Source organism: Herbaspirillum sp. Sphag64 (assembly GCF_014192645.1).
Lineage (GTDB): Bacteria > Pseudomonadota > Gammaproteobacteria > Burkholderiales > Burkholderiaceae_D > Herbaspirillum.
In genome coordinates this window covers 1-13,438 of record NZ_JACHYE010000019.1, presented here as the reverse complement: position 1 = coordinate 13,438, position 13,438 = coordinate 1, and the positions used below count along the sequence as shown (strand labels likewise).

11 protein-coding genes are annotated in these 13,438 nt (G+C 48.6%); 7 read left to right on the top strand and 4 right to left on the bottom strand.

Annotated features, from left to right (window positions below; all coding sequences use genetic code 11):
• The first annotated feature begins 48 nt into the window (after positions 1–48).
• From FHW66_RS19420 to FHW66_RS19405, 4 genes are all read left to right on the top strand, one after another.
• The gene (locus tag FHW66_RS19420) at positions 49–1,362 is read left to right on the top strand and encodes an MFS transporter (protein WP_183381486.1); all 1,314 of its coding nucleotides are present in this window, start codon (positions 49–51) and stop codon (positions 1,360–1,362) included.
• An 81-nt stretch (positions 1,363–1,443) separates the two neighbouring features.
• A complete protein-coding gene (locus FHW66_RS19415; RefSeq protein ID WP_183381485.1) occupies positions 1,444–3,024 on the top strand; it encodes a methyl-accepting chemotaxis protein in 1,581 nt (526 codons plus the stop codon).
• A 253-nt stretch (positions 3,025–3,277) separates the two neighbouring features.
• Positions 3,278–5,401: a bifunctional diguanylate cyclase/phosphodiesterase gene (locus FHW66_RS19410; RefSeq protein ID WP_183381484.1), complete on the top strand. Its 2,124-nt coding sequence runs from the start codon at positions 3,278–3,280 to the stop codon at positions 5,399–5,401.
• A 256-nt stretch (positions 5,402–5,657) separates the two neighbouring features.
• On the top strand, positions 5,658–6,692 hold the full coding sequence (locus tag FHW66_RS19405) for a dienelactone hydrolase family protein (protein ID WP_183381483.1): 1,035 nt from the start codon (positions 5,658–5,660) through the stop codon (positions 6,690–6,692).
• A 169-nt stretch (positions 6,693–6,861) separates the two neighbouring features.
• On the opposite strand, the gene FHW66_RS19400 is transcribed toward FHW66_RS19405, so the two are convergent.
• Entirely contained in the window at positions 6,862–7,722 is an 861-nt protein-coding gene (locus FHW66_RS19400; RefSeq protein ID WP_221197070.1) for a GyrI-like domain-containing protein, read from the bottom strand.
• A 466-nt stretch (positions 7,723–8,188) separates the two neighbouring features.
• On the opposite strand from FHW66_RS19400, the gene FHW66_RS19395 reads away from it, so the two are divergent.
• The 3 genes from FHW66_RS19395 to FHW66_RS19385 all read left to right on the top strand — a co-directional run bounded on the left by FHW66_RS19395 (position 8,189) and on the right by FHW66_RS19385 (position 10,222).
• The gene (locus FHW66_RS19395) at positions 8,189–8,467 is read left to right on the top strand and encodes a hypothetical protein (RefSeq protein ID WP_183381482.1); all 279 of its coding nucleotides are present in this window, start codon (positions 8,189–8,191) and stop codon (positions 8,465–8,467) included.
• Positions 8,468–9,041: 574 nt separating this feature from the next.
• The gene (locus FHW66_RS19390) at positions 9,042–9,566 is read left to right on the top strand and encodes a helix-turn-helix domain-containing protein (protein WP_183381507.1); all 525 of its coding nucleotides are present in this window, start codon (positions 9,042–9,044) and stop codon (positions 9,564–9,566) included.
• An 11-nt stretch (positions 9,567–9,577) separates the two neighbouring features.
• Entirely contained in the window at positions 9,578–10,222 is a 645-nt protein-coding gene (locus FHW66_RS19385) for a type II toxin-antitoxin system PemK/MazF family toxin (protein ID WP_183381481.1), read from the top strand.
• Positions 10,223–10,399: 177 nt separating this feature from the next.
• Here the strand turns inward: FHW66_RS19385 and FHW66_RS19380 are convergent, their stop codons facing one another.
• Genes FHW66_RS19380 through FHW66_RS19370 form a run of 3 tightly spaced genes read right to left on the bottom strand, consistent with a single transcriptional unit; the run spans position 10,400 to position 12,993 of the window.
• Positions 10,400–11,488 (bottom strand): beta family protein, encoded by a 1,089-nt coding sequence (locus FHW66_RS19380; protein ID WP_183381480.1) that lies wholly within the window; start codon positions 11,486–11,488, stop codon positions 10,400–10,402.
• 18 nt (positions 11,489–11,506) lie between these two features.
• Positions 11,507–12,724, bottom strand: coding sequence for an ImmA/IrrE family metallo-endopeptidase (locus tag FHW66_RS19375; RefSeq protein ID WP_183381479.1), 1,218 nt, complete (start codon positions 12,722–12,724; stop codon positions 11,507–11,509).
• A gap of 5 nt (positions 12,725–12,729) precedes the next feature.
• Positions 12,730–12,993 carry a hypothetical protein gene (locus FHW66_RS19370; protein ID WP_157739310.1) on the bottom strand — a complete coding sequence of 88 codons (264 nt, stop codon included), beginning with the start codon at positions 12,991–12,993 and terminating at the stop codon, positions 12,730–12,732.
• Positions 12,994–13,438: the final 445 nt, after the last annotated feature.

Here is a 13,438-nt window from a genome sequence, read left to right as displayed (position 1 = left end):
GCAGTTTCACTATCGCAATCATTCTTATAAAGAAGCGGAGTCATCACTATGGCTGCATCAGCGAGTAATTTTTCCTCTGAACCGGCGACCGGAGGAAAAGAAGTTTCATTGACGAAAGCGGTCGGAGCCGCTCTGATCGGCAACACATTAGAATGGTTCGACTTATCTGTCTATGCATATTTTGCAGTCACCATCGGCAAGGTATTTTTCCCTTCGAGCGACTCTTCCTTGTCCTTGCTGATGGCTTTCGCAACGTTCGGAGTTTCATTTCTTATCCGTCCGATCGGCGCAATAGTCCTAGGAGCCTATGCGGATCGCGCTGGCAGAAAAAAATCTCTGACCGTCTCACTCACTCTCATGTTGGTAGGCATGATCATGATTGCGGTGATGCCCTCCTACGCCACCATTGGTGCGCTGGCTCCCGCCGGGATCATGGTGGCGCGTCTGTTTCAAGGCTTTTCCGCCGGGGGCGAATTTGGCAGCTCCACCGCGTTCATGATGGAACATGCACCGAAGCGAAAACGCGTTTTCGTCGCGAGTCTGCAATTTGCAAGCCAGGGCTTTGGTACCGTGATTGCATCGCTTTTCGGCTACTTCCTCACAAAAAATCTGACACCCGAGGCGATGCAGGATTGGGGATGGCGGGTTCCATTTTTCTTCGGCTTGTCGATTGCCCCGGTCGGCTTATACCTGCGTAGCAAGGTCGATGAAACACCAGATTTCGCAAAAAAGGTAGCGCACCAGCATCCACAAGATCTCAATCAGCCGATTACAGAAATATTGGCTAAACAGAAATTATTGATAGTGGTGTCAATAGGCGTATTGATCGTTTCCACCGCATCAACGTTCCTGATCAAGTACATGCCAACCTATGCGGCAGAGAATCTGAAACTCCCCCAATCCACCGGCTTTCTCGCAACCTTGCTGGCCGGCGTCATCCTGACTTTGGTAACACCCGTTGTTGGCCTGTTGGCCGATAAAGTGGGACGCATCAACATCATGTTGGGCACCGCCATTGTTTATATCGTGTCAGCCTATCCTTTATTTCTCTGGCTGAACGCGTATCCAACCACGGCCTCGTTGTTGCTGGCGGTCGGCATGATCGGATTGATCAAGGCCATTTATTTTGCTCCACTGGCGTCGATCATGTCGGATATCTTCCCGCTGGAGACCCGCGTCACTGGAATGTCCCTCAGTTACAGCATCGGTGTCAGCGTATTTGGTGGATTTGCGCCTGCCATTTCGATTTTTCTAATCAGAATCACGGGAACGCCAGTTGCGACAAGTTACTACCTGGTTGCGGCCTCGAGTCTCAGCATCTGTGCCCTGTTGGTAGCCGCAATCAAACTGAAGTTGCGCTAGGCATCATTTCAGTACCTTACTTCGGTAGTGAAATCTCCATCAGATCAGGTCAGAACGGATCCAGTAAAGCAGGAGAAAAAAATGAAATGGTTTTATAACTTGAAAATTGGGACGAAACTGATCGTAGCTTTTCTCTCAATCATGATACTGATTGCAGCATTGGGAATTTTTTCCATCGTCCAATTGGACAAAGTCAACACGGCATCCACTGACATCGTCACAAACTGGCTTCCCGGTATTCGCGTTCTCGGCAAGGTCAAATTTTTCATGGGGCGCATTCGCAGTTTTGAGCTGCAACATATTCTAGCGACTGATCCCAAGGAAGTTGACGACGTCATCGGCAAGCTCAACAGAGACCTCGATATTCTTGCCAAACAACGCAAGGAATACGAAGCGATTGCCACCGATCCGCAAAGACAAGCGATTTATGCGGATATCACGAAGGCCATCAATAACTTCATGGCGGTACACGCTGACATTATCGAACTATCTCATGAAAACAAAAAAGTCGAGGCAACAGCACTTTTGCAGGGGGCATCGACAGAGTTTTATCGGCAAATGATTACCAACGTCGACAAGCTGATCGACGTCACCAATGCCGGAGCAGATTATTCCAGCAACCATGCAGGGGATATTTACGCGAGCTCCCGTATGCTGATCATCGGCATACTAGGGCTCAGTATCGTGGCTGCCCTGGTGCTCGCAATCGGAATGTCGCGGCTTATCTCGCGACCATTGACCGACGCCGTCAAGGTCGCTCGTCGCGTCGCCGAAGGAGACCTGACTGCGAATATCCAGCAAGCCAGCGCAGACGAAACAGGGCAATTGCTCGGCGCACTCAAACTGATGAACGACAATTTACTGAAAATCGTCAGTCGCGTGCGCGAAGGCACCGATACCATTGCGACGGCATCCATTCAAATAGCCAGCGGCAACAAAGATCTCTCCTCGCGCACCGAACATCAGGCCGGCTCTCTTCAAGATACAGCGTCGGCGATGGAAGAACTCACCTCGACCGTCAAGCAGAACGCCGACAATGCGCAACAAGCCAACGAACTGGCGGTATCCGCCTCCGTCGTAGCAATCAAAGGCGGCGATGTAGTAGGCCAGGTAGTTGATACGATGAGCTCCATCAACGATTCGTCCAAAAGGATTGTCGACATCATCAGCGTCATCGACGGCATCGCTTTTCAAACCAACATCCTCGCTTTGAACGCAGCAGTTGAGGCAGCCAGAGCCGGCGAACAGGGACGCGGCTTCGCCGTGGTTGCCTCTGAAGTACGCAGCCTAGCGCAGCGCTCATCAGCCGCAGCAAAAGAAATCAAAGCTCTCATCGATGACTCCGTTGTCAAGGTCGAAATCGGAAGCAGGCTGGTTGAACAAGCTGGCGCAACCATGGAAGAGGTCGTTAACAGTGTCAAGCACGTGACCGATATCGTCGGCCAAATCAGTGTTGCCAATCAGGAGCAATGCATCGGGATCGACGAAATCAACCGCGCTATTTTAAGAATGGATAAAGTTACCAAGGAAAATACCGCGCTGGTCGAAGAATCCGCTACCGCTACGCAGTCGTTGCAGGAGCAAGCAAACACTTTATCGCAAACGGTCAGCGTATTCAGGTTAAAAGTATCAGCCAATATGACAAACCTGCTCTCCGAATAACGCCAACGATACCGGTAAAAGTGTTAGCCACTTTACCGATTAGAACGAAACACAAGATGTCATCCCGATCCAGTGATAACGCTGGCGGAAAGGCGATATAGCACCAATGCGGCGATACTCAACAAAAATTGAGGTATCGACAAGAAATGAAATGTTTGCTGTATAGTTTTCTCATATGAATATCTCTTCGTATGCAAATACTCAACTACTCATTTCGTAGCGATCTCTCGCAGGTCCAGTCGAATAACACGCAATGTTCACCGCAAATTACGATTCGATATTAGTCATTCTCTCGTACACGGTCGCGGTGCTGGCTTCCTATACAGCGCTGGATGTGTCCGGTCGTATTCATTCCGCACAAAAAAATAGCATTTTATGGTGGCAGGCCGGTGGTGCCATTGCCATGGGAATGGGCATATGGTCAATGCATTTCATAGGGATGCTGGCATTCAGGCTTCCGATTCCGCTTGGCTATGATTGGAAAATTACAGCACTCTCTTTGAGTATTGCTGTTCTGGCGTCTGGATTCGCGCTGTGGCGTATCAATCAACCTCAGCTCTCTCGTACCCATCTCGCCACTAGTGCCATCATCATGGGCATTTCTATCGCGACGATGCACTATACCGGTATGGCGGCAATGCGCATGAATCCCGCGATTCAGTACGATATTCCGCTATTCATCGTTTCCGTCGTCATTGCCATTGTGGCTGCCGGAGCGGCGCTCTGGATCGCCTTCAATTTACGAAAAAATACCCGTCGTGTCCGGCTACTCAGAGGCGCTGCATCGCTAGTGATGGGCGCTGCGATTGTCGGTATGCATTACACCGGCATGGCGGCGGCAAATTTTCCTCTCGATAGTGTCTGCACTGCTGCCAACGATGGCATTGGTCCGGGCTGGTTGGCGGTTGTGGTCATTGTTGTCACCTTGGCAGTGCTGACAATTGCATTGTTGACTTCTGTGCTGGACGCAAGATTGGAGTCTCAAACTGCTCAACTGGCCCGTTCGCTGGCCGAAGCCAATTCCGAATTGCAAAAGCAGGCGCTGCATGACGGTCTCACCAATCTGGCCAACCGTAGCCTGCTTGAAGATCGTCTGGAGCAGATGCTCAACAAGGCGACTCGGGAAAAAAGTCGGTTCGCGTTCATGTTTATTGACCTGGATGGTTTCAAGGCAATCAACGACTCCCTTGGTCACCACGTTGGCGACCAGCTACTGATAGCAGTTGCTGCACGTATCTGTAACAGCCTGCGGGCGCAAGATACCGTAGCCCGTCTCGGCGGGGATGAATTCGTTATCTTGACGGAAATCGTCGACCCTGAAGATGTCGCACCGATAGCAGGCCAACTCGTCACCGTCATCCACCAGCCGTTTCAAATTGGGAAGCATGATCTTCGTATTTCCGCCAGCATTGGCGTTGCCATTTTCCCTGAAGACGGCAGTACCTCGCACGACCTGATGGTGAATGCCGATGCAGCGATGTATTTTACAAAAGGTACAGGTCGCAATGGCTATCACTTCTTCGCGACATCGATGAATGTCAATGTGCATCATCAGCTTCAATTGATTCAAGATATACATAGTGCGCTGGAACATCGAGAATTTTATTTAAATTACCAACCCAAGTTTTCGGTACCAACCGGCAAAATAACTGGTGCCGAGGCGCTGATACGCTGGCAGCATCCAACGCGGGGAGTCATTGCCCCGAATGATTTCATACCAATTGCCGAGAAAACCGGGCTTATCATTGCCATTGGAGAATGGGTACTCAATGAAGCGTGTCGGCAAATGCGCGAATGGTACGAGGCCGGCCACCAAGACTGGAAAATGGCAGTCAATTTATCTGCCGTCCAGTTCCGCCAGGAGGGCTTGCTCGATTTGGTCAAGTCAACACTATTGCATCATCACCTTCCTCCTCATTGCCTGATTCTCGAAGTCACTGAATCGACCGCAATGCATGACGTGGAAGCCAGTTTGCTGATACTAGACAGTTTGGTGGCCCTGGGCGTGGATATTTCCATCGATGATTTCGGCACCGGTTACTCCAGTCTCCTCTATCTGAAGCGCATGCCGGCCAGTGAGTTAAAAATAGATCGCGGGTTTATCCATCAACTTGCACAGGGCACTGATGACGCCGCCATTGTTTCTGCGATCGTCGGCTTAGGACAATCACTCAACTTGCGTATCGTTGCCGAAGGTGTTGAAACTGAAAGTCAGCACAACTTCCTGACGACCTTGGGATGCAATACGCTACAAGGCTATCTAATGGGTCGACCGATGTCGCCAGAGCAGTTTATCAACGCTATAGCAGCGATTTCTACTTCAACGATAAGCGCAGATGCTCCAGCGATTTCACCGGATCTTGATATTCAAGCCTGAAGCACTAAAGACCAAAAGCGTTCAATAAAAAACACTGATCTCCTGTCATCGGGAGTCCTCCGTTTTTGTTGGACCAGCACAGCCCCGTTCACGCGGAAGATAGATATCCGTCAACAATTCATACTCGGATGTTTCGCCAACAACGCTAAAATAGTGATAGTAAAACACCCGTTGCAAGTTACGCCATTGCTCATTAAATAGCGCGTAGATCAGCCCAAGTTGTAAAGTAGTGCAACGAATAGAGTAGGAGCAAAAAATGCTGCTGACACACAGGGAGAAATCCAGAAACGCGCACAGGATATTTGCAGCCATCGCCTTCTGCTTTGCCAGCATTGGCACGGTATTCGCAGCGTCCATTACGCCAGTCTCTCACACTGATGACGCCCTTAGTAGTACGATCTCCTTTACCTCAGTCACCCCTAAACACGTCAAGGATTTTGTAGCACGGAGCGTCGACAATAAAGTCACGATCACAGGGCGCCTCGCTTTTCCTGACACACTGCATTCTGCCGTACCGGCTGTGATTATCCTGCATGGAAGTAGTGGTGTTAACCCTGGCGAAAAAGTGTGGGCGCAGCGGTTGAATGCGATGGGATTTGCCAGCTTTATCGTCGACAGTTTTACGGGCCGCGGCATCAGCAATACCGAAGCAGATCAAACCCAATTATCGATGACCGCAGGTATTGCAGACGCCTACTTTGCCCTGCGCCTGCTGGCAGCAGACCCTCGTATCGACAACAGAAAGATCAGCGTGATGGGCTTTTCACGAGGCGGGATTGCAGCTCTTTATTCGGCATTAGAGCCGTTCCGGCGTGCCGTGATCGACGACGATCTGCGCTTTTCTGCCCATATCGCTTTCTATCCAGGATGCGGCATGCATTACACCTCAGCGTATTTGGACAACGCGCCGATACTGATGCTACTCGGCGGCAAAGATGATTACACGCCGGCGGCACCGTGTATCACTTACGCCAACGATTTGCGTAAGCAAGGTGCACAGATCACGCTAAAGACCTACCCCAATGCCTACCATGGATTTGATAGACCGACACGACTTCATTTCATCAAATCAGCAACCAGTGCGCGTGAATGCCACGGCAGCTATGATCTCGATAGCAACAATTTCACGATGCTGACTGATGGACAGTTAGTATCGGGTGCGCAGGCTACTACGGAATCCAGACGATGTCTCAGCTATGGAGTAACGCTTGGCGGGGATACACAGGCGCGCGAACAATCTCCGCTTGATGTAGCTGAATTTCTCAAATTCGTGTACGCAGCTCAGCCATGACATCAGAGTGAAGTCAGCGCCTGACCATGCGCTGGAGCTCGTGACTAGTTCAGTGGACAAGGAAAAGTGAAACCGCATTACCAGTATGAGAATAGCGGTCAGATGAAACATAAAACAGCTGATCTTCCAGATTTAAAAGCCAGCTGTTTTGCATGGATCAGAATGGGATCTATTTCAATGGCAGATAAATATCTGTCAGCAGTTCGTGCTCCGGTGTTTCGCCGACAAAATTCAGATAATGGAACACCAGCGGGAAATCACGCAATTCTTCACTACTTTGCGGGACCCATTGCCGATACAGGGCTCTCACGGTTTGCCCGATCTGGTCATGGGAACCGTGATGGCGCACCACGGCACACCGCCCGCTAGGAATACATTTGTTGATGATGCCTTGCAGGTTTTCTGGCACTGGTGCATCGACCTCACCACAGATATCAAAACGGAATGCCGAAGGTTCGGTGATTTCCGGATTGTCGTACATGATGCCAAAGGTGCGCGACGTATCTCGCGGTGAAAAGCCGCTGGTTTTACGCCAATCTATAAAAATCTTGACGGAGTCATTGACGCCCTCAATGGGGCCGCGATGCTCGCGTACGGCAATGCTCACTGCTGGAAAATCGACAATGGAGACGTTCATTTTTTTGGTCCTTGGTAATGTTGGATAGCGATAGCGCTGGAGCCATTCCTGCCATTGCGGATGTTTCCGGAAGGCTGATGGTGATTGACCGAACATCTTTCTGAAGGCCCGAGAGAACGACTCAGGTGTTTCAAAACCACTCTCCAGCGCGATGTCGATAATCTTATGGTCCGGATAAAACGCCAGCCTGAATGAAGCACGTTTCAAGCGAATGAGTTGCAGGTACTTACCAACGCTGATACCGCAATAGGCAGAGAACAAACGATGAAAATGAAACTTTGAAAAGCAGGCGACTTCGCTCAACCTGTCGACCGAAAGATCCCCTTCCAGATTCTGGTCAATATAGTCAAACAAGCGGTCAAATCTGCTCTGGTAATGTTGTTGTTTCATCATTGGCTCGGTTTACCTGCTGCAGAACCAATCATAGGACCTGATGGGTATGCCAATCTTGACCGATCTTGCGCAATACTGGTGGTGGCAGATCATAAAAATGATCTGAACAGGCAAAAAATCCCCCAGCAAAAGAAAAAGCGGCCTAGCGCGATAAGGCGCTAAGCCGCTTCTGTACTGGTGGCCCCCCCGTGAGTCGAACACGGCACCAACGGATTATGAGTCCCATTCATCATGTGACATTAGTGATCTACATCCAACTAAATAAGACATCCAGCCCCATTAGCCACCTTTACGTGACTTCCAATATTCGACCGCGTTGAACCTTTGTTGAACCAGCCATATACATGGTGCTATTTTTTGGAAGACTCGAAAAATTGCCTACTCAGCGAGATATTTTTTACCATGTTGACGCTACGACTTGCGCCCAGTAACCCTAAGTTCAATAATTACAAGATAAAATTGCTCAATGGCAAATCTTAACGAAAGGGGATATATGAATTTCAGCGCAGGGAACATCGCAATACTGGCTTTTTTGATATTAGTTGCAGCGGTTTTTTTACGACAACTCCGCGAGAAGCTTGATTTGATGTTTAAGCAACACCCCGTCATTGGCGGCCTAATTATTGCAGCGATCCTCGCCGTAATAATCTACGTCTTTTTTGCAGAAGAGACAGCTAACACATTGAACTGCTTCAATCAAAAAGGCGGGATTCAATGTCTTTTTCCGGTTTTGCATAATCGCTAATTATCGGGAAGAATCACATCCCAAAACCCCCTCCCATTTTTCACTCTAAAAACTGGCCAACATGGGATCATCTATAAAATGGTCCCAGAATGACAAACGCCCAGTCTTTCGAACTGGGCGTTTGCGTATCCCTCTAGGGGAAAAATTTACTACTGACCTCGATGGGCGATAGAAGGAGTATCCCATATACAGCCGCTAGAGACAACCGATAGACATAGATGTCTCTCGGCGTATACGTAAGTACAAATGACAAACGCCCAGTCTTTCGAGCTGGGCGTTTGCGTATCCCTCTAGGGGAAAAAAATTTACTACTGACCTCGATGGGCGATGACGAGAGTATGCCAAAAATATTCGACAGTCACAACCGGGAGACATGTAGATCTCCCGGTATTTTAGACTATACATATGCTTTGTTTCATACGCTCCCAATTTCATATACTTAGGGAGTCATTTTTGACTCCCGCCCCTTAGACACTCATGTCCCTCACCCCGGAGACACATAATACATAGTTTTGAATTGATTTTGCTTTCGCATGGGCGTATCTTCACTCCATTCTAATGACTCGAGGTGGCGATGGTAGAAAATGTGAATGGTGAAGACGAGATCGCAGATCGCCCGAAAAAAGAAGGACAGCAAACGTCATCCAAAAAGTGGGGCAAAGCGGTGCTGGGCCTAGGGTTTTGCGTAATTCCTTCGCTGCTATTGCGCGGGCAAGCCCGACTGGGCATCAGTCCTGTCCAGTTGGTGATTCTTCTTCACATTATCGATCATTGGTGGTACGCCGAGCAACTGCCATTTCCGAGCAAAGCGAGTATTGCCGGCAGATGCAATCTAAGTCCGCGCCAAGTTCAGCGGTACTTAACTGAATTAGAAGACCGTGGCTACATTAAAAGGGTGGATCGTTTTGTCGACCATAAAGGGCAGCAAAGCAACTATTACGATCTGTCCGGATTGGTAGCACAACTAAAGAAACTGGAACCAGAGTTTTCATCTGTAGAGGAGTTGCGAAAAGCTGTCGCCAAACGGGGAGGCTTAGCTGCCCTCAAGCTAAGCAAGGCAGAAGGCGAAATATTGGCCGAACAAATAAACAATGAATAAGAAAGAAGAAGATGTCTATTACTCGCAACCCTGCTGTCGGAGAAGTGCTTCAGTGTGACTTCGGTGATGATTATAAGCGTGCCCCCACAGGCGAACCTGTTCGAGCCGGCCTCACAACAAATGGGCGCATGCCTCCAGAGATGGTTAAGAAACGTCTTGTTGTTGTACTGAACGGTAAAATGACAGGAGGATGCTTAGTAGTTCCACTGTCTAAAACAGAAGGCAAGAGCACAACCACAACCAAATACCATGTCCCTATCGCTGGGTCATTGATTGTGGGCCATGATTATTTTGAGGAAAATACGGACCGCTGGGCGCTAGGCGAACAGATACAACAGGTCAGTAAAGATAGGCTCAATCCATTTCATCCGGATCCCAAAATGTCGCTGACATTGCCTTCTGAATTGGTTACCCAGATCCAAAAAGCAGTAATCAAAGCGATTAACGCTGGCAGCCTCCTTCCGAAGGATGAAGCAGTTACGGCTCAGGCATTAGCTCCGGCGCAAGTAGCGGCAAAAGCGCCGTCGACATCATTGAGTGCGGCGTTTGCGTCAGCCCAAGCCAAGCAGGCGGATCACACAACGGCGCCCACCATCGAAAATGCTATTGTGCAGGTAGTTACAAACAGACAGGCGGGGAATCAAGACGCAAGTTAGCCACGGTATTAGCAGCCATCTCAGACCCCGTTGTGGCTTTCGCTACTTTTTGGCGTTGTGCTTAAGAGGATACAAATCCAATGGCTCATGGTTCGCACTTAATGGTAGCGAATCATTTTTGCCCACTACGTTCCCAATTCAACCTACCTGTCAATGGAGCGAAAGCTGAACGGCTCATTACGGAGCAAGCGTTGCGACATGCCGCTGAAATTCAAATATTTCTGCAAGCACCGCCTCCAAATGATGATTTGTATCGATTGCAATCCAATCACCAGCATTACCCTTAAACACTAAATTTGCACAATCTTGAATACGCTGATCGCCCCAGCTAAACGCCGGCCCCATGTAGTGACCAGAAGCAATTACATATTGAGCCAAGGCGTGCGTCTGCGCACCTTTCGGGGGAACCTGGATTGAGTGGCCGCGTACAACCAAATAACGATTCGCCAGGGTATAGCGAATCTTACCGTTCATGTTTGGCGCAATCACATCTTCTTCACCACTGGGATTACGTATACCGTAGTCCCCGAAAATGATATCTGTATTGCGGCGCTCCGCGCAGATTGACTTCCAAAGCACGGCTTCTCGGCGCTCAACAAATCCCGCGGAATTAATTTTTTTCACTGCTTGATTTACCGTTGTAGGCAGAGAGCAACCGGCAACCACAATTCCACCGAATCCGATGGGTTCAAGCAACGTAAGTGCATCCGTCACAAGCGGCATTAAATCCACTACAGCAGAATGGAAAATATCACCGAGATCTACCACAACAAAGCAATCCGACGGGACTATGGCCAAACGATCCATAAGTTCGTCAAGCTTATCCATGAAATAATCAGGATCACCGACATCCTCCAGTGCATCCTTTTCCAAGCGAATACAAAATCTCTTTTGCCCTTCTTCGCTTAGCCCGGCTAACGCACGTTGATATTCGGGGTCGTCCCAACGATCATAAGACGCCACAGCACTAGCTGGAACACCAAGCATAGAGAGTTGCGAGCATGCATACGCAAGAACATGCTCTCCGTTTTCCGCTTGAGCGTTAGGCTTCCATTTGGGGATATCAACAAACACCTGCCCACCAGTCCAAGCCGAAGAGATCAGAAAGGCTAGCTTATCTAGGTGATCCATCGCGGCGACGCCGTCTTTCTGACGATGCAAATCAAAAAGTGGCAAAACCTTGCTAACAGACCGCGTCGACAGCTTCTCAAGTGCCTTCAATTCACCTGGTTTAGCTTTTAAAATCGGGACATATTGGGGATTCATGCGTTGCTCCTAAATTACTTAAACAACCTCTAAATTGAAGAGCTTTCGCACTTCACCCTGCCCTATCAACTCAGGAAACAGTTGATAGTTATTTTTTTCTCGATGAACTCGACCGGCAATAATTGACGGATGAATTTTCAGCTCACGTGAAAGCCGATCTATCGACTCCCGACTAGGCGACAAATATGCATCGCTTCGTTTCCAAACTACTCGTGGAATAAAGGATTCCCTGGCTATGCGATTTGCCTCGACCTCGCGACGGTCTTCAGATGCGGCATCTAGATTATCTAAAAACGTTTCGTCAGCGCCAATATGCTTCCATAGATGAGCCACTTCATGCATCAAGGTAAACCAAAAATTATCTAGTCGATCAAAACGCAAAGTTAACGCTACGATCGGAGTTCCATCTGCATCTTTAAGTGCTGCCCCATCCAGCATTGTTCCTTTTAGATGAGGCTCAATGACAACTGCAATTCCATGCTTCTCTAAAAATTCCACAGCCAAAAGAGGTCCTTGTTCAAACCAACTTAATTGAGCAAGCTCTTTCAAGAAGGAAACAGAAAAAATCTCTGCATCAAACCTTCCTAAGTTCGATTTTTTCTCTCGACTCAGCTGTATCACTTTCGCCAGCCATGCAAACAAGGCATATTTGGTACTCGGCGAATACGCATCACCGCTCAACGTACGCTTAAAAGCTGCATCGCCGAATTGAATTCCAATATCAGCAATGAAACGCTGAACAAGCTCTTCAATCGAATCCGACGCCTTATCCGTTAGTTTTCGAACCCATCCCCTGGCGACCATTTCCTTAATGGGAAACTTCCCCCAATCAAGGTTATCGCCTTTCTGCGCTTGAGATGGCACAGACAGTCCCACTAGCGTCTCTGTAGAGATACCCAAACCAATAGACAGGGCTCGAATCATCTGAACAGTGAGCGGCCTCTTCCTAGCCAAGACTTCAGATACTCGACTTCTCGTCCCAAAATACGGGACAAGATCGGTTTGCTTTAGCCCCTGCTCTTCCATTCGGAAAAGAATTGCATCAATTGGATCAGGAGTTTCAACAGGGTACTTTTGATTCTCATAAGAATCGACCAACACCGACAAGAGTTCTAACCTGTCCGCAGCTGGCGATCCGATGATAGGCATTCCAGCCATCAAACGCTGGATTTCCCCAAGATACTCATGATATTGCTCATCAGAGCGTATTACTTTAGGTTCAACCTTAGTTTTCATTGCAATTAAGACATATTTTTCAAATCGGTAACGACCGCAATATTCAACGGAAACATAATCGACAGCTGAATTGAATGCGGTTGCGAGGCCACACGGAATAGAAACACATCAACATTTGCCGCTGTGACTGTTGGAAACTGCTTAATGACATCACCAGGATGTTTCCAAGAAGCATTCACCACTTCAGAAATCCAGTTAACCAACCAAACATCTGTTGTGGCGTCAAGACCGCGCAAAAGTTGCAATTTATTACGTCCCAGTAGTTTCATAACCATATCTGTTCACGATTTGGGAACAGAATATCAGAACGCAAAGAAATGTCAACATGTTCCCAAAATGGGAACATCACAATAATACTGTATAAATTCACAGTATTCAAATTTTACTATGCATCGCTTTAAACATGCTTGCTTGCCGGCTACGGGGAACGCTACGCGTTAGTCTACCGACCCGGCCCCTACGGCAAACATCGGGCAACAAACCGCCCGACCGCGACATGTTTAAGAAGAACACCGCCTAAGATTTAAGCCTCCGGTCTTCAGTAGATACCAGCACAACCTACATTGCCCTTGGCGTGCCGCAAACGCCTCACTACCACCATTCGCACACCCGGCTTAGCCGACGTCTCCCCACATTTGAGTAGCATTCGAAATTAGAGTCTAATCCCATCCTGTAAGGAGATTAGACATGAAGAAGCGTTTTTCAGAAGAACAG

What these genes read in the sequence shown, in the direction of transcription:
- FHW66_RS19385 (WP_183381481.1), top strand. Translation starts at nt 9,578, where the DNA reads ATGTCTATTACTCGCAACCCTGCTGTCGGAGAAGTGCTTCAGTGTGAC.
- FHW66_RS19400 (WP_221197070.1), bottom strand. Translation starts at nt 7,722, where the DNA reads ATGATGAAACAACAACATTACCAGAGCAGATTTGACCGCTTGTTTGAC.
- FHW66_RS19405 (WP_183381483.1), top strand. Translation starts at nt 5,658, where the DNA reads ATGCTGCTGACACACAGGGAGAAATCCAGAAACGCGCACAGGATATTT.
- FHW66_RS19410 (WP_183381484.1), top strand. Translation starts at nt 3,278, where the DNA reads ATGTTCACCGCAAATTACGATTCGATATTAGTCATTCTCTCGTACACG.
- FHW66_RS19370 (WP_157739310.1), bottom strand. Translation starts at nt 12,993, where the DNA reads ATGAAACTACTGGGACGTAATAAATTGCAACTTTTGCGCGGTCTTGAC.
- FHW66_RS19390 (WP_183381507.1), top strand. Translation starts at nt 9,042, where the DNA reads ATGGTAGAAAATGTGAATGGTGAAGACGAGATCGCAGATCGCCCGAAA.
- FHW66_RS19415 (WP_183381485.1), top strand. Translation starts at nt 1,444, where the DNA reads ATGAAATGGTTTTATAACTTGAAAATTGGGACGAAACTGATCGTAGCT.
- FHW66_RS19380 (WP_183381480.1), bottom strand. Translation starts at nt 11,488, where the DNA reads ATGAATCCCCAATATGTCCCGATTTTAAAAGCTAAACCAGGTGAATTG.
- FHW66_RS19395 (WP_183381482.1), top strand. Translation starts at nt 8,189, where the DNA reads ATGGCAAATCTTAACGAAAGGGGATATATGAATTTCAGCGCAGGGAAC.
- FHW66_RS19420 (WP_183381486.1), top strand. Translation starts at nt 49, where the DNA reads ATGGCTGCATCAGCGAGTAATTTTTCCTCTGAACCGGCGACCGGAGGA.
- FHW66_RS19375 (WP_183381479.1), bottom strand. Translation starts at nt 12,724, where the DNA reads ATGAAAACTAAGGTTGAACCTAAAGTAATACGCTCTGATGAGCAATAT.